Raw genomic sequence first — 20,961 nt, 5'->3', positions numbered from 1 at the left:
GCCCCGCTATCCAATAACCGGAATTGGACGAATTATAAAACGTGCAATAATTGCAGACACCATCATCGAAATACCCGCAGGAACCTGAAACAAATTGAGCCAAAACCAGACGGAATCAGGTAATTGCGCGAACAACTCTGCCACAGGTAACGGACTGACATCAATTAAATCGATCAATACAGGTGTGAATTCCTGAACGATATAAAAAAGCCCAAACAAAAAAACAAATTTTATAACCACGGAACGGAGCAAAAAACCCAGCGCAGCATAGATTGCAGCCAACATATCAATCAACCCCCATCATGCGGACATCACCCGACGAAATGCCGAAAAGGCCCAGACAATCAGAAAAATTATTTTTATCAGTTCGCGATTCTGTTCAATCAACCCACAATGAGAACCGATAACGAAATTTTTATCCCATATTTCGAACTCACCGACAGGACAGACTGCATCACGTGAACCAACCGAAAAATTACCCCAATCGGCTGGGAATATATTTAGCAGAGGCGACAAAATAGTTTTTCCGTCAGGAGGACTATCGAGCGTTGGTTCAGTAGCCGTCTCACTACCTGACCCCGAATCAGTCCCTCCCCCTGTATCTGTGCCGGTGTCAGTGGTCGTTTCCAGATCCTCCCATGGCGTAGTCCACTCGGCGTTAGTGGGCTGTGTTCGCCCGACAGCACTCAATGCCTCAGAGAAATCATTCGCTGTTACGAGCGGATTAGCACTGGACACCGGAATCCCCGCGTAATCTGACTGGCTGGCGGCATCCAGCAACAGCGCATTGGCCACATCGGCCAGCCGTTGAGGATTCAGCGGGGTGTTTTTGGCCGTCTCCTCCTGTTCAGCCGAAATATCAGCTGATTGCGGCGTGATAGACGAATCAAAATTGGCGTTAGACAGGACGGTATAGTTAGCCGTTCTATTAACCGTCGCTGTAGAACCTGAACTCGTCAAATAAGAATTTTGGTACTGAATCTGATAACTGGTAGAACCACTGGAGCCAGTGCTAGAACTAAGAATAGAAAAACTGGCCGAATATGAGCAGCCACTGGCGCTGTTACAGGGCAGAAGGCCGTTAGAGGACTGATAACGATACGCTGAATAAATCAGACTTTCTGGGTAATCGCCTGAAAAATAAGGCTTTGTTCCGCCTGAGCCGGCACCAACATAAAATTTTCGGCCATTATCAGCAGAATCCCCGGAGGAAACCCCCGCACTCTGGTCAACACCAAAAATTTCATCGCCCAGATCGAGCAGAGCAGAACCAAGGCCTGCCCAGGTTATTGCACCGGTAGCCAATTGGAATCGTGTGGGGTTTGGCGACATTGCAACCAGCCGCTTAACTGACTGATTTAATGCGGTTTTTGTTGCATTCTCCAAAACCTGCCTCTCAGCAGCACTAACTGCGAGCTGGGCCGCGCCCCGAGAAATTGCAGTACGTAAAGCAGCAGCACCGGCAAAATCGGCGCCTGCGATTAGCAATGGCAAAAATGCATAACTAATTGTTGGCAGGAATATAAAAAAAACAGCCAAACCCAAAACAATTTTTTTCATAATCCTCTCAGTCCAACGATTATCGCCCACGCCGAAACCAGACCCCAGATAAAAAAAATCATTTCCCAGCCCATAATGACCTCAATAAGGAGGGGATACCCCCTCCTGAACTATTTTTTATTTTTAGCCGCCACGAACCAGCGCCAGAATGATTTTGGCACCGCGCATGGCGGCGTATAGGCCGAGCAGCACCGCTGCAATAGCCAGCACTCCCGTAATCACTGGCCCGACAGAGAATGAATCGGTCAGGGTGGAGAGATCGAGATCCCCCTCGGCGGCAAAACTCGCGGCCGGGGCCAGAATGGCGGTAGACAGAACGGACAGTGAAAAAAGTTTTCTCATTTGTATAACTCCATAGATATTAAAAATATAATTCGGTTTTTTAGCCGAATCGCGCGAGGCGCAGAATCACGCCGATTGAATGCGCCGCCAGCCACAAACCCAGAACGCTGGACAGCGCAAAAAAATAAAATGGCAAAAATTCAGAGTAATCAATCATTTTTTAGCTCTGCGATTTAGAGTGAGTGGGTTATAACCAGACAGGAATAGATTAACCCCAGTAATGAGAGCTGCACAGAACATTAATAGCAAAAATAACGGCAGATCAGAAAATTCAATAGGAGCCCTATAAATCATATACAGTGTAATTGCCAGGCACATCAGCGCATTCAACGCAATAATATTATTGATTCTCACTCAACCAAACTCCGTGCCATCGGCATTTCTAACCTGAACAACGCCCAAAAAATTACATTCAGGGCAACCCTCACAATCACAGTTGTCACAACGATCAAAAAATGACAGTAATTGCCGAGCAATTTCTATCACCTCTAATGAACGCAGATCCATCTCATCAAAAATAATTTTCATGAAATCACCGGCAACAGATAATATTTTATCACCGCAGCCACAGCAAACACAGCTAGAAACACTTTGCACAGAAATGATATTGCTGGATCCATGATCATAGTCCTATTTAATTTCTGTGATTTGATCGCTTTCAAGAAAAAAATTTATCGCCGCGCCGTTTTTCCCGACATATGCATCGACCCAAACAGGAATCTCGACATTTTTCCCCTGCAATGAGGAAACTCGATTGAGAATTCCAGAGTCAATCAATTTTTTAGGGACTCGGATAGCGGTCTGAACAGATTGCGAGCCGCCCCAGCCATCAGGACGGGAATTTTCGATTCCGATCTCATAAAACGAATAATTACCCTGTGAATTAGTGAATTCACGAGTGCGAGCACCGAGAAATTTTCCACGAATTAAAATAGACATTTTTTTTCTTACCTCATTTAGTTAATCAAATTTGCAATGCCGTTCGATAAACCGAGATATCGCCGGGCGTCAGGTACAGTCGGCCGCGCTCCCCGGCAGTTAACAACGCCAGAGCGGTTGGAGCATCGAATAGATCAATTAGCGAACGCAGAGTTCGACCAATCAGGCGGCGACCCCAACGAATCTGAGAATCCAGAGAAGCCTCCGCTTTTTCGATTTTCGTGCGAACACGAATGGGTTCAGAATCAGCCAGTGTGCGAGCATAATCGTTGCATCCAGCATAAGCTGCTGAAATATCTAATAATAAATCGACGGAAATTTTTTTTAGCTCTGCCTCGTGTCGCCACCACGGCGTTACGGGGTTAACTATCCCTTGCTCGGCGTTTTTATCGTAGGATCGCCAATAAACCTGAGACTGGCGCGAGCCGATGTAAATCGTTGTTCCACCGAGAATTTTTCCTGTTCTCGATTGAATTGTAGTCATTTTCGGTCTGGGGCCTTTCCCGCAGTAAAACGCGTCACCATCATACGCCGCAATAACCGAGTCAAAACCGGTTACACCAGAATAATCGTCGTAGGCTAGATCGAGCCGGTTCAGTCGAGAGACACCCAGAATCTCAGTCAAAAAATGATGCAACTCAACTGGTTGTTTTCTCTCAAAAAATTCTTTGCATGCGTGCCCATTCAGATAACAGTGCACCGTGTCCCGATTGCCACCAAACGCCAGATACCCGAATTCCACAGCCCCGGAGAGGTCAGTGATACGACAGTGATCGTAATACCCTAGCCGCCCCCTACCAGTAGCAGGCGATAACGCCATCCCGAAAAAATCGCTGAACAGAAACCGAGCACGGTCCTCCAGAGCAGCGCAACACAGATCCTGAAACTGAGCCTTATCACCAGATTCTGGCAGAACCGGCCACGGACCGAATCCGACAGGCCGAGGATAATAATAATCGGCCAAATCCCGCAGAGCAGAAAATTGGAACGTGAATGAAATCGTATCAACGAGAATAGTCATTACCACCACCAAAAAAATCGATACAAACAGCGATCAGATCATCTAAATTTTTTGCACAATAATAGGAGTCACCGATGCGCAGATGAAATCCAGAACTATCAAAACCCTCAATGACCAGTTCTACCTCGGCAGAAAATGCGGCACCGTCATCGTCTGGTATTACCCCCGTATCACTCAAACGGGGGTCGTCAGCGTCATATGCGTACATCTGAACACTCCCCAAAAATCAATAATTGGAGTAGATCAAAAAGTAACAACCAATTCAATAAATAAAAAACAAGCCAATATATTGACAAACACAAAAAATTTAAAATCGATTTAATTCAATAAGTTATATATATCCACATTGGCGGCAGAGTCAAATATTATGAACCAGATAGGCTTTTGATGTGCTGTAGTGGGAAGTACATGTGCTGTAGTGGGGAAATAATGAATAAATGACCACAGAATTGAGGGTAAAAAATAAAAAATGATGTGCTGTAGTGGGAAGAAAAGCACTTTTTGCTAAATTGATAATAATGTAAAAGTGTTTTTTTCAGGGTTGGCAATTCGTGCTATATATTTTTTCTACCACGATCTGTCCTCGAAAAAAATTGACCGAGGAAAAATATTCTCAGGATAATGCAGTTGCGCATAATGGGGATTATGCAAAAGACACGCCTGCGGCCGTATTTTAGCAGGCGTGTTTTTTACATAATCCCTGATCACATTATGCGCACTAAGGTAGAGGCAGCAAGATTATGCGGTTTTGATCAGAACTCAGTTAACCATCCCGGGATTCTGCTCTGGCCCATTCAGCGCAGTTTTTTACTTTGGATGAAGTTAACCCATGTTGTCGACCGGCACCTGACAACGCAGATGCCCGCGCAGCGCCACGGTATCTCCGCTCGTCAGTGCCGGCGTCTTCTGTCGCGTTACCGTGAATCTGGCCCGCTTTGTATGGCTAACCGCCGTTGAGGAACCCTGAGCAATAACCAGCTGCCTGATGGTTTTGCACAGTACGCGCTCAATATAATCCGAGATCGCTATACCGACTTTGGGCCGACGCTTGCATATGTGAAACTCGCAGAACTGCACGATGTTCACCTGTCCAAAGAGACTGTCCGTTCACTCATGGTCAAAGCCGGTCTCTGGATCCCCCGCAAACAACGAGCACCAAAGATTCAGCAGCCACGCTATCGCCGGGCCTGCTGCGGCGAACTGATGCAGATTGATGGCTGCAAGCAACCATCGCTGGTTCGAGAACCGTGCACCCGCCTGTACCGCACTGATCTACGTCGACGACGCGACGAGCCACCTGATGCAGCTTCGATTTGTAAAACCGGAATCGACATTCACCTATTTTGAGGCCACCCGGGGCTACCTGGAAAAGCAGGATCACATTATACGATGGTGTAAAGAATCCACAGATTGGTTAAGGGAAGTTATTATGCTTCCCTTAATGCACACTTTAAGAAATTTGCAAGCTATTCATATAAGGTATATATGAATTTTATTCAATAGGTAAATTGTGCTGTTTTAAGAAAGATAGCTTATCCCAATAGCCTCTTTGAAATATAATTTTATTATTTACTATTTGAAAAAAACCGCAACCCCTCAAACCTAATGGGGCACGCCACTCTAAAATTGCCCATTGTCCATCTTCGAAAATGTTTTCAACTATACAAACCATTTCTGGAAAAGAAAAATCTTGTTCAAACATTTTCTTTATAGCCTCTTTCCCAATAACTGGCTCATTGGCTACCTGATGGTTTATTGCATTATCATCATATAATTCTGAAATAGTTTCTACATCTGCATTATTAAATGCGTCAACCCATTGGCAAAGTATTTCTTTTGGCGTCATATAAATTACCTCCAGACCTGTAAATAATCCTTTTCCATAGCATAACATCAAAATCCTATCAAGCTCAAAATTTATTGGCACGCTCGATGCCATGTTCCTCGACTACGAAGCGGCCAAAGATTATGCGACCCGCTTCAGGCTGGTCACGGCGGCGAATATCCCTTCTTTCGGAGCGCCAGAATGATGTTGGTCTGGCCGGATTTTCACATGGCGGGAACCACGTTGTGTCTCAAAATCTCTGATGCTCGATGAGTTTTTCTAATCAGAATTGGTTAATTGGTTGTAACACTGGCAGAGCATTACGCTGACTTGACGGGACGGCGCTTCCCTACCCTCATGGCCGCCTCCCAGGAATCGACCCAGGTGCTTATCGTGGACATAATCCTTTACTCATAAATTTATCTTATTCCATTATTGTACCTGTCACGCAAAACTTGCAGAAAAGCCATAAACGCAGGAGAATCCTGTCGGCGGTGAGGATAATAAATATGGTAGCCGTCAAAATATGGACACCACTCGGTCAGAACAGCAATCAGCTTGCCGCTTTTGATATATCCATCTGCAACATACTCGGGAATATAGGCAATCCCCAGCCCGTCTAATGCTGCATCGAGCTGATGAATCGTGCTGTTCGCAATATATTGCCCTTTGACTTTCAGACTGAATTTCTGAGCATCTTTCTCGAATTCCCAGGCGTACAATCCACTCGTATCAGAATAGCGGACGTTAATGCAGTTGTGGTTCAAAAGATCCTGCGGCTTCCTGGGCTTAGCATAACGCTTAAAATAATCTGGTGCAGCAACAACAAGCTGGCGCCAGTTCTGGCTTATTTTTGCGGCAATCATATCATTATTCAGAACATCGCCCGGACGAATCCCGGCATCAAAACGCTGATCAACAATATCTGTAAATCCATAGTCAATGCCGATTTCAATCTGAATATCTGGGTAGCGACTCAGAAAGTCCGGTAATACAGGACGGATCAAATACTGGATAACATCATCTGCCGCCGTGAGGCGTATGACGCCAGTGGGTTTTTCCCTAAGCTCACTCAACCGACTAATAGCATCATCAACCTGTTCCATTAACGGGCCAACTTCGTTAATGAGCCTTTCACCTGCTTCCGTAGTGGAGATACTGCGGGTGGTTCTGGCCAGCAGGCGGATCCCAAGCCTTTCCTCAAGAGATTTCACCGTGTGGCTGATGGCTGAGGGTGTCACACCTATTTCAGCTGCGGCTTTGGTAAAGCTTTTCAGCCTGGCCACTGTTAAAAAAACCTTTAATTCATCCACACGATTCCTCCTCCTCGGTCCCTACTGGAGACGTCAGCGTACCAGCCTGTCATTAATTATCAAATAAATTTCACAAGTAAGTGAAATTTATGTTGATTAATAAATAAAATTCAAAATGGTACTTTATATTCCACGACGTGAATATGTCCTCGTTGTAGTGACGGCTTTTAATTCTGAAAATGAGGTAATCATTATGCAAGATTTTATCTATCATAATCCGGTAAAAATTCTTTTTGGTCGCGATCAAATTTCTGCGTTAGCACAAGAAGTCCCGCAGGGTAAAAAGGTCATGATTGTCTATGGCGGGGGCAGCGTTATAAAACACGGTATATTGAAACGCGTAAAAGAGTCCCTGACAAACACCCTGGTTTATGAGTTTGGCGGTGTAGAAGCAAACCCACATTATGAAACCCTGATGAAAGCCGTTGAGATTGTCAGAGCAGAAAAAATTGATTTTCTTCTGGCCGTGGGCGGCGGTTCAGTGATCGACGGGACTAAATTTATTGCCGCCGCAGCCCTCTACGAAAATGATCCATGGGAGATCGTCAAGAGTTATGGCGGCGTGGTGAAACAAGCTCTCCCTTTTGGATGCGTGCTGACCCTGGCGGCCACGGGTTCAGAGATGAATAACACGGCGGTGATTAATCGGGTGACCACCCAGGATAAACTCTTTTTCACCTCCCCTTACGTTATGCCGAAATTTTCAGTGCTCGAACCGGAAATGACTTACACGCTGCCTGAACAACAAACCGCAAACGGGGTTGTTGATGCCTTTGTCCACGTTCTTGAGCAATACATCACTTACCCGGTTAACGCTAAGGTGCAGGATCGCCTGGCGGAAGGACTGCTGAGCACGCTGAAAGAAGAAGGACCAGTAGCCCTTAAAAATCCCCAAAACTACGACGCCAGAGCTAACATCATGTGGGCTGCGACGATGGCCCTGAATGGAATGTTGAGCGCAGGTGTCCCAACTGACTGGGCCTCTCACATGATTGGCCAGGAAATTACTGCATTATACGGAATCGACCACGCCCGTACCCTCGCTATCGTTATGCCTGCACTATGGCGCTTGTGCAAAAAGGAAAAAGCAGAAAAGCTGGCTCAGTACGGTGCGCGTGTCTGGAATATTCCTGAGTCTGATAGCGAAAAAATGGCCGATGAGGCTATCAATGCCACCGTGGAATTTTTTGAACTGATGGGCGTTAAAACCCGACTTTCTGATTATGGTCTGGGCGCGGAAGATATTTCAGCCGTTATCGGCAAGTTAAAAGAACATGGGCATATCGCATTAGGTGAACATGGAAAAATTACTGCTGAAGTGGCGGAAACAATACTGAATATGGCACTTTAATTGCCTAACAACCTACTCCATTAGGCGCTAAGCCTGCGCACCTGGCAGGCTTAATTAATCATTAACGGTATTGCAGAATGCAGAAAATGAAAGACACATTTCCCTATATGCCATTAATGGCTTTTGCGATGACCGGATTTATTTGCATCATGACGGAAACTATTCCAGCAGGATTATTGCCAGAAATCAGTAAGGGAATGAATATTTCGCTGGCTAGCGCAGGCCAGTGGGTCACCGTCTACGCCCTCGGGTCATTATTTGCCGCTATTCCGTTAACTATCGTTACCCGGTCGTGGAATCGGAAATATGTCTTATTAATGACCGTAGCGGGATGCTTCATTTTTAATACCATTACCGCACTTTCATCAAATGTTTACCTGACCCTGTTAGCGCGTTTGGGGGCCGGGGCGGCTGCGGGACTGGCGTGGAGCCTGCTGGCGGGGTTTTCACGCCGAATTGTTGACCCGCTTCATCAGGGTCGGGCTATGGCGATAGCCATGGCTGGGACACCGCTGGCGCTCTCACTAGGCGTTCCGCTGGGAACCTGGCTTGGGCATTATCTTGGCTGGCGCCTGACGTTCGGTATTATGTCAGTACTTTCGCTGTTACTAATGATATGGATCCGTATCAGCGTTCCGGACTCTGCGGGGCAGCAAAAACATCAAAAAATACCGTTCAGGAAAGTACTGGCGACCCCCGGGGTCAGGCCGGTCCTCGCGGTCGTACTGACCTGGATGCTTGCACACAATATCCTTTACACCTATATCGCACCGTTTTCGTCATTATCAGGTATGGGGGCCCATGTTGACGGTATTTTATTAATTTTTGGCCTGTCCGCTCTCGCGGGTCTTATCTTTACCGGAAAAATAATTGATAGCCAGTTACGTAAAATGGTACTGGCATCGCTGGCTATATTTTCTATCGTCTCATTATTCCTGGGGCTGTTCTCTTATACACCCGCCATTCTTATTGTAGGTAGCGCTGTATGGGGTGTGACATTTGGTGGTGCTGCAACGCTGTTGAATACCGCACTTGCCGATGCGGCGGAAGATGGTGCTGATGTAGCGATCTCCATGACGGTGGTGAGCTGGAATGCGGCGATTGCCCTGGGGGGGATTACCGGAGGAATTATCCTTCAGGGACCCGGCGTCAATGGTTTGCCTTGGGTCATTCTGATACTGGCCCTGGTCAGTTTTCTGATTGTAAAAATCAACAGTGAATATGCATTCCCACACCCCATTCGGGACGAAGCCGAATGATCGCATCAGCTACAAGGAGAATTAGTCATATCGCTTATCAGGATAAGCTATTCAGCTATCTTCAAAAGGTCACAGGAATCAAAATCCTATAATCAGCCGTTCAGATTTCTAATCATAAAACAATGGAGAATATATATGCGTTTTTACATCAAGGTTGCGGTCATTCTTTTTATGGCCACCCGGGTTATACCCGTCATGGCCAATGGCAATAATGTCCAGCCGGTTTGTACAGAGAAAGGTGCCTTATCAGGGAAAGACAGCAACCAGTCCGCCCTGATTGGCGCGTGGAAAATGGTCAAATTTGAAACCGGGACTGGTGAAGAATTGAAAGAGATACCTTACACCGGACAACTTATTATCACCGATGCCGGAACCTTGTCTGCGCAAGCAAGCAATCCGGACAAAACAGTACCTGACTCCGCCTATACGGTAAACGGTTATGAAGCACTTTATGGTGATATTAAAATTGACGATGTTGCCGGGCGTTTCATCTTAACGGTGAATTCTGCACTTGCCAGTGGATTAATTGGTCAAAAAATGGAGCGCGCTTTTCATTTAACAGGAAATAAACTTGAACTGTCGCCTGTCGATAAAGGTGAAGGCTGGCGTGTGACCTACGAGCGCTACAGATAGTATAATGGCATAACGGTGCGCCGGTTTGTGCCGCGCTGACCCGGCTGGCTTCCCTGCTCTACCTACGAACGCCTCTCGGAAATCGTTCAGGGAGCAATCGCAGATGTAAGAAACCGCCACGCCATGATGGTAACGTTCACCGTCCTGTGTAAAACCCAGTCATTGCCTCTGGCCATGACTGTGTAGTAAATTTGGCTGTTGATTAGGTGCAGAGCAATGATAGAGCGTTTTCTGCGACACGATAATTTTACGCACTATGAAGGTTAAATTTTGAAAGCAACAAATTTTTCGGAACTAATAAAGATAGCCGCTCTGCAGCTTTTTAGAGAAAAAGGATTCAACAATGTCTCCACCCGCGATCTTACACAAAAGCTTAATATTTCAAGGAGCCACATCTATCATTATTATAGTAACTGGGAAGCATTAAAAAAATCGGCCATAAAATATATGTTTGATAATGACATCGAGGAATGTCATGCAACGTTTAATGCCTCGGAAAGTATGAGCCCAACTGACAGGGTCAGGCTGTATATCAAAACGCTGTTACCTGATGCGCCATCAGCGCACTGGCTGCTCTACCTTGAACTCTGGCCGATGGCCGCGCGCGACGGTGATTATGCTAATTTGGTCCATAATCAATCACTCCAATGGATCAATATACTCGAAGAAATCATCGACTCCGGAATTAATGAGGGCGAGTTTTCCTCGATAAACGCTTCGGTATCCGCCAGACAAATAAATGCATTAATAGATGGATACTCGAGTATGCTGATCCTCGATTATTCAAAAGAAAAAAGAACCGCTTTTCTTAATGAAATATATGAGATTTCTTTTAAAATCCTTGGTAAATCCTTCTGAAGCGCATGAAAAACCCGCAGTAGAAATTAGCGCTTGTTTATGCCCAGATAGCTTAAAATGCGTTTCATTTTACTTTCCGCGGTGGTGTTACCCGCAACTCGGGCATCTATCCATGTTTCATCGGCTTCAGGGTGAGGGCCTGATAATATGACATGCCCTTCCCCATATTTATATCTGGCGATAGCGACATCCCCATTGTCGTAATACGCTATCGCCTGGAACCCAGCATTTGAGGTTGTGTTATTCAGATAGGGGCCATCCTGATAGTAAAAAGGTTCCTGTTTATTATTCCATTTCACTTGCAAGGTGTAATCCCCCTCATCATAGGCGCGTGAACCAGGTCTTCCCACTTCTGACTCAAGGGGAGCATCAATGAGCCCAATCCAGTCTTTATCGGCAAGATACGCCCCCATGCAAATGCCATTAAAATCTTTGCCGCTTTTCACAAATTGACGGATAGCCTCAGCGCCATCATCACCAATGACGTCATAAGAACCGGCTATATCCTGACCGCCGCCGGGTTGAATGTAGATATCGAATTTTTTAAGCGTTTGCTCATTCACTTTCAGCGTTTCTTTTTCACCCACATAAGCGATGTTCAGCGGCAGGCCAGTACCGACGAGCGATTTCACCACCATTTCTGAACACCCCGCGCACCCGGCATCTCCCCTATAAATAGCGATACGATAAGTTTTTGATGGTGAGGCATTTGCTGAGGTTGGTGCGGAAAAAATAGAGAAAGTAAAAGCCAGAGCAAGGGTAATCATATTTGCTCTCTTCAACTGAGTTTCCTGGAAAAAAAGTGGCATTACGCTATTCCCCTTGTTATAGAGTGTTTTGTAAATCATTAAGAACCATTTTTACCATTCTAAATACATGACATAAAATTAGAGCACTCGCTCAAATTTAACTTTGGCGTTGATTTTGTCAAGCGTTTTTAAGCTCAGCAAAAAAAAAGTTAATACGTAAAAATGTGTAACTCTGACAAAGTTGTATAAATTTTTTAGTGAGATGCAGGCGACATACGAAAGGATAAAAAAGCAGAAACAGCAGTAACCTTGAAATCATCAACTAAGGTATAAGGGCTAATTAACAGGCGATGTCCTGAAAGCCATACTTAACTGAACAAGACATTTTGTTTTTCGTAGTATGTCCGTGAGAGTATGCTTCGGCGCGCACGAGGCAGATGAGAAACGGCGATGGCCCGAATCGTATAGAGACGCAAACCTGAATATTCCGGACACCGCGCTTCAGGACATCTCCCTGGACGCAGATATCTGGCAGTATCCGGACGGTACTATCGAACGCCGGGCCAACGGTACTACCCTGCCCTTTATGACTGACGACCTGCTATCTCACCCACGCACTTCTCCCTGAAATTTAGCATCGTCGCGGTTAATGTCGAAAATTTGCCACCTGACGTGGTTGGCATCGAGGGTGAAAACTACCGTTGCGAGGGTGTTCTCCTCATCCGGATCGTCGGCAGCCAGCCGGTAAATTGGCAGTTCTGCGTCATGGGTATCTGAGAGAATGGTTTTTGCCGCCGCGGCGTCAAACGGAGGTTGCGTTTCCCGCCACTGCACGAGGCGTAACTGCCGCGACGCTGAACTGTCGGTAACGATCTGCTCAACGCCAGCCAGTGCCGCATGCACCAGATGGTTGGCATGCCCGGTTACCGTCGTCAGGGGTAGAACGGAACAGCCTTGACCGGTGGCCTCAACGCTGAACAGCCGCGCATCGCCCAGCTGCCCGAGCGTATGGTGAAACGCCCCGGATCGCGGCTGGCCGGTAAGTATAGTGATGGCCTCGTCGAGGGTGTTCGCATTCAGCGAGGCGCGAGCCAGGATCTGACGCGGTAATCCCTGCGGACGATGCACTGCACGGATGTTATTCACCGTGTTAACGATACCTTTTTCATTTACCGCAAAGGTGTGGCCGCAAATCGACCCCGGATAGGCAAAACTCGTAAAGCTCAGTCCGCGACTCGGGGTAATGGTAGCCAGCAAGCATTCATCCCGTAACTGAGGAAAACCGTCTTCATTGTGCGCGATAATCCGCTCGCCAGCGGCGTTTACCCCGGCCACCGTCGTACAGCCATCCGACGTTGAGCGCACCAGATCGCCACGGCAGTTCCAGGCAAAGACCTGATCAACAGTAGCCTCCAGCCCCTGCGCCAACCCCTCCAGCTCCTGCCAGATGAGCGGATAATGCCGCTGCACCTCGGTGCGCATTAACCGGGTCTCAGGGGATGCCTGCAGGGTCATCACCGTTTGCCACAATGACGTGAGCATCAGTTTCTGATGCCATGCTTCACGGCCAAGCTCGCCAAGGCGCAGGCCAATCTCAAACGGGGAACCACTGATGTCGATTTTCTTCATGTGATGGATTCACTTATGTTCAGGAAACGTGCTGTAAAAATTCTTTCAGGCGCGGATTGCTACTGGCATTCAGCAGGATATCAGGTGGGCCATCTTCAGCAATGGTTCCACCATCGATAAAAATCAATCGAGAGGCCACATCGCGTGCAAAGCCAATCTCGTGCGTCACTATAATCATGGTCATCCCTTCATCCGCCAGTGAACGCATCACTTTTAATACTTCATGGCGCAACTCCGGATCGAGCGCAGAGGTTGGCTCATCAAACAGCATCATTTTCGGTTTCACCGCCAGCGCGCGGGCGATAGCCACGCGCTGCTGCTGGCCGCCTGAAAGCTCCGACGGATAGTGCTCGGCCCGTTCGCCCAGGCCGACACGTTCCAGCAGCGCCAGCGCCTGTTCACGGGCTGCCGCTTGACTCATTTTGCGTACGCGGATAGGCCCAAACATCACATTTTCCAGCGCCGTCAGATGCGGAAACAGATGAAACTGCTGGAATACCATCCCCGCTTCGCGGCGGATTTCGCACTCGTTGACGTGAGGATCGGTCAGGTGCATTCCGGCAACCAGCAAGGTGCCGGAGGAGATCTCTTCCAGCTTGTTGATACAACGCAGCAGCGTCGATTTACCTGAACCTGAAGGACCGATAATCACGACCACTTCACCGGCATCAATTTTCAGATTGATATCGTGCAGCACCTGGGTGGTACCGAAATGTTTAGCGACCGCGCTAAATTCAACCATGCTCATAAAATATGGATCCTTTTCTCCAGTTGCTTCAGCAGGAAGCTCAGGCACAGGGTGACGACAAGATAAATCAGGGCTACCGCTGTCCAGACCTCAAGGGCACGGAAGTTCCCGGCGATGATCTCCTGCCCCTGGCGCGTTAATTCCGCGACGCCTATAACAATGAACAGCGAGGTGTCTTTAATGCTGATAATCCACTGGTTGCCCAACGCCGGGATCATGCGGCGCAGGGCCAGCGGCATAATCACGTGCCATAGCGTTGCGCGCTGCGATAATCCCATCGCCAGACTGGCTTCTTTAAATCCTCTATTGATGGACAAAATTGCGCCGCGCGTAATTTCCGCAATATACGCGCCGGAGTTAATAATAATGGTGACCATCGCGGCCGTGATGGGGTCGATACGAACAGGCAGAATCATTGGCAAGGCAAAATAGATAAACATCACCTGTACCATAATTGGCGTACCGCGAATCAGCTCGACAAAAATTAATGATAACGTTTTCGCGATGCCGCCTCCCAGTGCGCGACAGATTCCTGCCAGCAGACCGATGATAAAGCCGCCCGCCAAACCGACCATAGAGATCAATATTGTCAGCTGCAGCCCCTGTAATAATAGCGGCAGCGATTCCCATATATATTTCGTTTCGAAATTCATAATGCGGTCTATTACTCTCGGTTCTGGCCGGGGTTACCCGGCCCGGCGGGGATTATTTAGGTTGCTTGTTAAACCATTTGAAATAAATCTTGTCGTAGGTGCCATCCGCGCGTAATGCGTTTAACGCGGCATCGACCTTCGGCGTCAGGCTGCTGTTTTTCTGCAGGGCAAAACCGTATTTCTGCGGCAGAATGCTGTCCGTTTCCCCGGTCGATTTTACCTTACCGCCACCTGCGGTTTTCACGTAGTAGAGCACGTTCGGGGAGTCGTGAACCACCGCGTCCAGGTTGCCTGCCTGCAGGTCGAGATAGGCGTTATCAATATTGGGGAATTCGACATAGTTGGCTTTATATTTGGATTTCATAAAACTGGCCGCGGCGGTGCCCTGCTTCAGCCCCACTTTTTTACCGGCCAGCTCGCTGAATTTGGTGATGGAATTATCACCGCTCTTCACCGCCATTAAGAGATCCGCATCGTAGTAACCGTCGCTGAAATCAACGACCTGTTTGCGGGCATCGGTAATGGTGATCCCGGCCATTGCCACATCTAAATTACGCGATTGCAGCCCAGGAATTAAACCGCCGAAATCCATAGGGCGTAATTCGTAGCTGACATTCATTTTCTTTGCAATGGCTTCCCATAAATCGATATCAAAACCAACATATTTATTACCTTGCTTAAATTCAAAGGGAACGAAGGCGGTATCCACACCGACTAATAATTTATCTTGTGCCATGACGGCAAAACTCGCCGAACAGGCAACCAGTGCCAGGGTAATCTTTAATTTTTTCAATAATGCAGACATAATAATCCTCAGCGTAATTAAGACAGCAGACAGGAGTTTTCGCGCAATACCCTAAAACTGATATTGGCGTTGAGAATAAAAACAGTATCCCTACATTCGCACGCGATACAAAAATGAAGGCGTGCGAATTATTTATGCGGGAAGAATAAAATCCCTGGTGTCGGGTACTGGCGTCTGCGCGCCGTTCATGATCATTGAAAGAAAGCTGTAATAACCGTTGATGCCAATCAGATCGACAACGCCCTTTTCCCCCAGAGACCGATTGCCTGTTGCCAGATATCATCGCTGACTTTTTTATGCTGATGCAGCTGCTGGCAAAAATGGTAAACCACCCATTCATCAGCCGCCAGCGTCTCTGGTTGACGCCATTCATTGATTGCCTGCACCGCCTGCGCCGGGATCCCTTTTTCCCTCGCTATTGGCGCATGAATGGCCCACTCAACCGGCTGCGACCAGTGACGCGCGGTCAGCAGGATGGCCAGTTCCGACAACCGCTGCCCCAGCGCGCTACGGTAGCGCAGATACTCCCCCATTCGCTGCGCATGGGCCATCAGTTCCGGGCTGCGCAACAACGGTTCAAACGGCGGCAGCAGCGCGCCGCGCGGCCCGTTGATAATCTCCTCCGCAAGCTGGCGTTGTTCATCGCTCCACTGCTGTTCTGACAGCGCAGGTAAACGATTCATGGCTGACGTCTCATCAGTTTATGCGTCTCTTCGCTGATGACCTTGTGCAGGGTATCCACCACGAAATCGAGTTCTGACCGGCTGACAATAAACGGCGGCGCAATCAGAATATGATCGCCCCGCTGGCCATCAATGGTTCCGCCCATCGGATAGACCAGCAGCCCGTGGGCCATACACTGCGCTTTGATAGCGGCGTGCAGCTTCAGCAGCGGATCGAATGCCGTTTTGCGCTCTTTATCGCATACCAGCTCCACGCCGGCGAACAAACCGCGACCGCGCGTATCACCGACATACGGTAATCCGCCGAGCACATCATGCAGAGCCTGCTGCAAATACGCGCCCTGCTGCTGCACCTGCTCGAGCAAACGATCTCGCTCGATAACCTGCTGCACGGCCAGCGCAGCCGCTGCGGCGGTCGGGTGGCAGATGTAGGTGTGACCATGCTGGAACATTCCGCTACCGGCTTGCAGCGCGGCGACGATTTGCTCACTGGCCAGCACTGCGCCAATGGGCTGATAACCCCCGCCTAAACCTTTTGCGATGGTCACGATGTCAGGGACAACGCCATCCTGTTCAAAGGCGTGCAACGTGCCGGTACGGCCCATGCCGCACATCACCTCATCGGCGATATACAGAATGCCGTATTTATCACACAGCCGACGAACGCCTTGCAGATAACCCGGCGTAGGCGGCATTGCGCCGGTGGTTGCGCCAACCACCGTTTCGGCGATAAAACCGATAATTTTTTCCGGCCCGGCGTCCAGAATTGCCGCTTCGAGTTCGCCAAGTAAGCGCTCGGTATATTGCTGCTGGCTTTCACCCGCCTCACGGTCACGGTACTCATTACAGGCCGACACGCGCACCACATCCATCAGCAGCGGCGCGAACTGGCGGCGGCGCCACTCGTTACCGCCAACGGCCAGCGCACCCAGCGTATTGCCGTGGTAGCTTTGTTTACGGGCAATAAATAGCGTGCGATCCGGCTGCCCGATCTCCACAAAATACTGGCGCGCCAGCTTCAGCGCCGTTTCAACCGCTTCCGATCCGCCGGAGACGAAATAGGCATAGTTCAGGGAACCGGGCGCGGTGCGGACAAGCTGCTCTGCCAGTTGTTCCACCGTATCGCTGGTGAAAAAGCTGGTGTGGGCATAGGCCAACCGATCGATCTGCCGGTGCATCGCCGCCAGCACATCCGGGTGGGCATGACCCAGACAAGAAACCGCCGCCCCGCCGCAGGCGTCCAGATAGCGTTGACCACTGGCATCGGTGATGTAAGCGCCCTGGGCACTGACTGCCACTGCCGGGGTGGTACGGAGGCTGCGGTGAATGATTTGACTCATGCTTTTATCCTGCTTTAGAAATCGCTTTCGCGTAAGTTGAAAGCATCTTGCAGGATCCATTTGAATCTCGTCAATTCAATAATGATTCAAATGTATTTAATTTTCTTATGATAAAAGCAAATGAATCATTTATCAGGATTTATCGGGCATCACATACGCCCCGGAGCGTTGCAGATAACGTTCTGCGCTCTCAATTTTATTCACCGCCTCCCTACCGTGGCGGGCAACCAGCATCGCCAGCAAACACTCGGCGACGCCCATACCGGACACTATCGAAGGGAAAAAAGAGGGGCTGCTGAGGGAGAAAAGCAACGTGCAGTCCGCCGTTTGCGCCAGCGGCGAAACCGGAGAGTCGGTGATGGCGATAATCCGTGCCCCGGCCTGCCTGGCTGCATTGAGAACGTCGAGAGATTCGCGGGAATAGGGAGAAAAGCTGGTCAATAGCAGGCAGTCTTCCGCGTTGATCTCACGGGTGAAGACTTCGATATTACTGGCCAGCCCGTCAATCAGCGATACCTGGCGATTGAACAATCGATAGACATAAAACAACGACCAGGCGATAGGAAAGCTGGCGCGGAAACCGCAAATATAAACCTGCTTCGCTTCATCCAGCAACGTCACCGCTTGCTGCATAGCGTGTTGATTCTCTGCCTGAGTGAATGCCAGATTGGCCTGATGCGCGAGGAACACCTCTTCGTACAGCGCGGGCTGCGTTCCTTTGGCGATCAATTTTTCAGCCTTAGATACATATGTATCATTTCCTAAGCCGAGATCGTCGATAAATGCGCTTTTCAGTTCCCGCCAACCGTTATAGCCCAGACGCTGCGCCAGGCGTAGCAGCGTGGCAGGCTTAACGCCGGCTTCCGCGGCGAAGGCGCGCATTGATTGCACCACCAGTTGGTTGGCATTTTGCAGGGAAAATTCCGCCGCGCGCTGGAGTTCGGGCGACAGCAGGCTGAATTGGCTCACAATATTTTCACGAAGATTCATGGCGTATCGTTATCATCCGTAAGAGTGGCTGCGGCGAAACTGGGCCGCAGAAAAGGATATATATAACCATAATTCGCCGTAATTGCATTATGGCAGAGACGGAGGCTCATCCCTGCGCCACGGAGTATCGCCCCAGGCTATTGATTCGAAGTCTCTTTATTCGGCGCCTGAAACCGCGGGATTTGCAGGAACGAGCGTCTACCCAACTCTTTGATGGCATTGGCAAAAAACATTGTCGCCGCTATCGCAAAAGAGAAATTATTCGCTTTATTTATAAATTGGCTTGCTAAATAATTAGTCAGGTTTTATTACGCAGTAGAGGAATTAAGATGCGTTTCAGTACCATGCCCGACAGTGAAATTATTTCTGAACTGTGCCGAAGAATTAAAGAAACGCGTATACAGCTGGGCCTGTCACAGATTGAGCTGGCCGAACGCGCTCAGGTCGGCGCGGCAACCATTAAACGCGTTGAATTAGGCGAATCCGTTACCCTCAGTACGCTGATTGGTATTTTGCGCGGTCTCGATCGGCTGCACCAGCTGGAGTCGATTTTATTTGACTCGCACATGCGTACATTTAAGGCGCAGCTCAATGCCGGAACCCCTTCCCGTATCCGTATTCGGAAAAAAACGCATCAGCCAAAAGAGAAATTGCCCGCCGCTGCCCAGACCAACGAGGCTGACGCCACGATTAACGAATGGTACACCTCATCGGCTTCTAACAGCGTGGTGTGGTCTTTTACGCCGTCCGACGGCGAGAAAAAATAACAGGATTCAGGTGATTTTAAAGACCTGGGAAGAGAAAACCGCCTGCGGCTCAGGCAGGCGGTTTTTAGGGGGCTCAGGATTCACACACCGCGACTTTAATCGCCAGACCGCCCCGGGCGGTTTCACGGTACTTGGCGTTCATATCTTTGCCCGTCTCAAACATCGTTTCGATAACTTTATCCAGTGAGACTTTCGGATCGCTGGTACGGTACATCGCCATACTGGCCGAGTTTATCGCCTTCACTGCCGCAATCGCGTTACGCTCGATGCACGGCACCTGCACCTGGCCGGCCACCGGATCGCAGGTCAGGCCGAGGTTATGCTCCATGCCGATCTCCGCGGCGATGCACACCTTCTCCGGACTGCCACCCAGCAGCTCGGCCAGTCCGGCAGACGCCATCGAGCAGGCCACGCCCACTTCGCCCTGGCAACCGACCTCTGCCCCGGAAATGGAGGCGTTCATCTTGTACAGAATGCCTATTGCGCCCGCCGTCAGGAAATAGCGCATATAGATTTCCGGCGTCACCTCTTTGATAAAACGATCGTAATAGGCCAGTACCGCCGGGACAATGCCGCAGGCGCCGTTGGTCGGCGCGGTTACCACTCGCCCGCCCGACGCGTTCTCTTCCCCCACCGCCATGGCGAACATATTGACCCAATCCATCGCGCTCAGTGGCGTAATCGACTGGCTCTGCGGCGCCAGCACGCGGTGCAGCGCAGAAGCACGGCGCGGCACTTTCAGCGGCCCCGGTAAAATACCTTCCGTATTCATCCCCCGGTTAATGGCGTTTCTCATGGTCTCCCAGATTTTCGCCATATTTTGCTCAACGTTCTCCCGGCCGTGGCGGGCGGTCTCGTTTTTCATCATCACGGCGGAAATCGACAGGCAGTTGTTCTGGCAGTGCGCCAGCAGGTTGCGGGCAGAATAGAACGGGAACGGAATATCAACCTCCGCCTCCAGGTTCTTACCAAAGTTTTCTTCCGTAACGATAAAACCGCCGCCGATGGAATAGTAAGTCTGGAAGTGGACGATTTTGCCATCGCAAAACGCCGTAATGCTCATCCCGTTTTCGTGCAGCGGCAGAAACTCATTGTGAAAGCGCATGCATTCCGCCACCGGGAACTGTATCTCGCGCTGGCCTTCTTCAATAAACAGACGATGCATGGTGTTGACATCGCGAATAATGCCCGGAATGGCGTCGATATCAACGGTATCCGGTAGATACCCTGACAGACCAAGAATAATGGCGATATCGGTATGGTGACCTTTACCCGTCAATGAGAGGGAACCATACACATCCACCACCAGCCGAGTCACTTTATGCAGCAGGCCTTTTTCCTGCAGGGTATCAACAAACTGTTTTCCCGCTTTCATCGGCCCAACGGTATGTGAGCTGGACGGCCCGATGCTGATTTTGAAAATATCGAAAACGCTAATCATATGGCACCCACGCGGTTACATAGCAAAACGGATGCGCCGCCGGTGACAGGCGGCG

The 20,961-nt window shown here is 49.2% G+C and carries 22 protein-coding genes and 2 pseudogenes; 6 read left to right on the top strand and 18 right to left on the bottom strand.

The window, feature by feature from the left end; translation table 11 throughout:
* Positions 1 to 6: 6 nt before the first annotated feature.
* The 7 genes from CDA56_RS27395 to CDA56_RS30785 all read right to left on the bottom strand — a co-directional run bounded on the left by CDA56_RS27395 (position 7) and on the right by CDA56_RS30785 (position 4,070).
* Positions 7 to 285: a DUF2523 family protein gene (locus CDA56_RS27395; RefSeq protein ID WP_104011463.1), complete on the bottom strand. Its 279-nt coding sequence runs from the start codon at positions 283 to 285 to the stop codon at positions 7 to 9.
* A gap of 15 nt (positions 286 to 300) precedes the next feature.
* Entirely contained in the window at positions 301 to 1,560 is a 1,260-nt protein-coding gene (locus CDA56_RS27390; RefSeq protein ID WP_103814416.1) for a hypothetical protein, read from the bottom strand.
* Positions 1,561 to 1,683: 123 nt separating this feature from the next.
* A complete protein-coding gene (locus tag CDA56_RS27385) occupies positions 1,684 to 1,902 on the bottom strand; it encodes a hypothetical protein (protein WP_227632924.1) in 219 nt (72 codons plus the stop codon).
* Between the two features lie 354 nt (positions 1,903 to 2,256).
* Complete coding sequence (locus CDA56_RS31010) at positions 2,257 to 2,430, bottom strand: hypothetical protein (RefSeq protein WP_153255412.1); 174 nt, start codon at positions 2,428 to 2,430, stop codon at positions 2,257 to 2,259.
* 102 nt (positions 2,431 to 2,532) lie between these two features.
* The gene (locus CDA56_RS27380) at positions 2,533 to 2,841 is read right to left on the bottom strand and encodes a DNA-binding protein (RefSeq protein ID WP_038435317.1); all 309 of its coding nucleotides are present in this window, start codon (positions 2,839 to 2,841) and stop codon (positions 2,533 to 2,535) included.
* Between the two features lie 25 nt (positions 2,842 to 2,866).
* Positions 2,867 to 3,862, bottom strand: coding sequence for a replication initiation factor domain-containing protein (locus CDA56_RS27375; RefSeq protein ID WP_103814412.1), 996 nt, complete (start codon positions 3,860 to 3,862; stop codon positions 2,867 to 2,869).
* Positions 3,846 to 4,070, bottom strand: coding sequence for a hypothetical protein (locus CDA56_RS30785; protein ID WP_133163262.1), 225 nt, complete (start codon positions 4,068 to 4,070; stop codon positions 3,846 to 3,848). The genes CDA56_RS27375 and CDA56_RS30785 overlap by 17 nt, the downstream gene beginning before the upstream one ends.
* A 577-nt stretch (positions 4,071 to 4,647) precedes the next feature.
* On the opposite strand from CDA56_RS30785, the pseudogene CDA56_RS31395 reads away from it, so the two are divergent.
* Positions 4,648 to 5,234 (top strand): annotated as a pseudogene (locus CDA56_RS31395) (transposase family protein); the annotation flags it as partial.
* Positions 5,235 to 5,354: 120 nt separating this feature from the next.
* Here CDA56_RS31395 and CDA56_RS27365 read toward each other — a convergent pair.
* Both CDA56_RS27365 and CDA56_RS27355 read right to left on the bottom strand, forming a co-directional pair.
* The gene (locus CDA56_RS27365; RefSeq protein WP_038423437.1) at positions 5,355 to 5,708 is read right to left on the bottom strand and encodes a nuclear transport factor 2 family protein; all 354 of its coding nucleotides are present in this window, start codon (positions 5,706 to 5,708) and stop codon (positions 5,355 to 5,357) included.
* 398 nt (positions 5,709 to 6,106) lie between these two features.
* The gene (locus CDA56_RS27355; RefSeq protein ID WP_025106358.1) at positions 6,107 to 7,000 is read right to left on the bottom strand and encodes a LysR family transcriptional regulator; all 894 of its coding nucleotides are present in this window, start codon (positions 6,998 to 7,000) and stop codon (positions 6,107 to 6,109) included.
* A gap of 193 nt (positions 7,001 to 7,193) precedes the next feature.
* Here CDA56_RS27355 and CDA56_RS27350 point away from each other — a divergent pair, with 193 nt between their 5' ends.
* The 4 genes from CDA56_RS27350 (at position 7,194) to CDA56_RS27335 (ending at position 11,101) form a co-directional block, all read left to right on the top strand.
* Positions 7,194 to 8,351: an iron-containing alcohol dehydrogenase gene (locus tag CDA56_RS27350; RefSeq protein ID WP_025106357.1), complete on the top strand. Its 1,158-nt coding sequence runs from the start codon at positions 7,194 to 7,196 to the stop codon at positions 8,349 to 8,351.
* 77 nt (positions 8,352 to 8,428) lie between these two features.
* Complete coding sequence (locus CDA56_RS27345; protein WP_025106356.1) at positions 8,429 to 9,610, top strand: MFS transporter; 1,182 nt, start codon at positions 8,429 to 8,431, stop codon at positions 9,608 to 9,610.
* A 135-nt stretch (positions 9,611 to 9,745) separates the two neighbouring features.
* A complete protein-coding gene (locus CDA56_RS27340) occupies positions 9,746 to 10,243 on the top strand; it encodes a lipocalin-like domain-containing protein (RefSeq protein ID WP_196547451.1) in 498 nt (165 codons plus the stop codon).
* A gap of 270 nt (positions 10,244 to 10,513) precedes the next feature.
* The gene (locus CDA56_RS27335) at positions 10,514 to 11,101 is read left to right on the top strand and encodes a TetR/AcrR family transcriptional regulator (RefSeq protein WP_025106354.1); all 588 of its coding nucleotides are present in this window, start codon (positions 10,514 to 10,516) and stop codon (positions 11,099 to 11,101) included.
* Positions 11,102 to 11,127: 26 nt separating this feature from the next.
* Here the strand turns inward: CDA56_RS27335 and CDA56_RS27330 are convergent, their stop codons facing one another.
* From CDA56_RS27330 to CDA56_RS27290, 8 genes and pseudogenes are all read right to left on the bottom strand, one after another.
* Positions 11,128 to 11,910, bottom strand: a complete 783-nt coding sequence (locus CDA56_RS27330; protein WP_103814410.1) for a hypothetical protein — start codon at positions 11,908 to 11,910, stop codon at positions 11,128 to 11,130.
* A gap of 546 nt (positions 11,911 to 12,456) precedes the next feature.
* Positions 12,457 to 13,479 (bottom strand): acyl-CoA--6-aminopenicillanic acid acyl-transferase, encoded by a 1,023-nt coding sequence (locus CDA56_RS27320; RefSeq protein ID WP_025106351.1) that lies wholly within the window; start codon positions 13,477 to 13,479, stop codon positions 12,457 to 12,459.
* A gap of 19 nt (positions 13,480 to 13,498) precedes the next feature.
* Positions 13,499 to 14,221 (bottom strand): glutamine ABC transporter ATP-binding protein GlnQ, encoded by a 723-nt coding sequence (glnQ, locus tag CDA56_RS27315; protein ID WP_025106350.1) that lies wholly within the window; start codon positions 14,219 to 14,221, stop codon positions 13,499 to 13,501.
* A 2-nt stretch (positions 14,222 to 14,223) separates the two neighbouring features.
* A complete protein-coding gene (gene glnP / locus CDA56_RS27310) occupies positions 14,224 to 14,880 on the bottom strand; it encodes a glutamine ABC transporter permease GlnP (protein WP_025106349.1) in 657 nt (218 codons plus the stop codon).
* Between the two features lie 52 nt (positions 14,881 to 14,932).
* Complete coding sequence (glnH, locus tag CDA56_RS27305) at positions 14,933 to 15,685, bottom strand: glutamine ABC transporter substrate-binding protein GlnH (RefSeq protein ID WP_025106348.1); 753 nt, start codon at positions 15,683 to 15,685, stop codon at positions 14,933 to 14,935.
* Positions 15,686 to 15,817: 132 nt separating this feature from the next.
* A pseudogene (locus CDA56_RS27300) lies at positions 15,818 to 16,368 on the bottom strand (carboxymuconolactone decarboxylase family protein).
* Complete coding sequence (locus CDA56_RS27295; protein ID WP_014229371.1) at positions 16,365 to 17,708, bottom strand: aspartate aminotransferase family protein; 1,344 nt, start codon at positions 17,706 to 17,708, stop codon at positions 16,365 to 16,367. Before CDA56_RS27295 ends, CDA56_RS27300 begins: the two are co-directional and overlap by 4 nt.
* A 132-nt stretch (positions 17,709 to 17,840) precedes the next feature.
* On the bottom strand, positions 17,841 to 18,698 hold the full coding sequence (locus CDA56_RS27290) for a MurR/RpiR family transcriptional regulator (RefSeq protein ID WP_049070604.1): 858 nt from the start codon (positions 18,696 to 18,698) through the stop codon (positions 17,841 to 17,843).
* A 329-nt stretch (positions 18,699 to 19,027) separates the two neighbouring features.
* Here CDA56_RS27290 and CDA56_RS27285 point away from each other — a divergent pair, with 329 nt between their 5' ends.
* Positions 19,028 to 19,465, top strand: a complete 438-nt coding sequence (locus tag CDA56_RS27285) for a helix-turn-helix domain-containing protein (protein WP_038423436.1) — start codon at positions 19,028 to 19,030, stop codon at positions 19,463 to 19,465.
* 73 nt (positions 19,466 to 19,538) lie between these two features.
* Here CDA56_RS27285 and CDA56_RS27280 read toward each other — a convergent pair whose 3' ends face one another.
* On the bottom strand, positions 19,539 to 20,906 hold the full coding sequence (locus tag CDA56_RS27280; RefSeq protein ID WP_049079826.1) for an L-serine ammonia-lyase: 1,368 nt from the start codon (positions 20,904 to 20,906) through the stop codon (positions 19,539 to 19,541).
* Between the last annotated feature and the right edge of the window lie 55 nt (positions 20,907 to 20,961).

It is taken from the genome of Klebsiella michiganensis (assembly GCF_002925905.1).
Taxonomy (GTDB): domain Bacteria; phylum Pseudomonadota; class Gammaproteobacteria; order Enterobacterales; family Enterobacteriaceae; genus Klebsiella; species Klebsiella michiganensis.
This window is presented reverse-complemented; position numbering and strand designations above follow the sequence as displayed.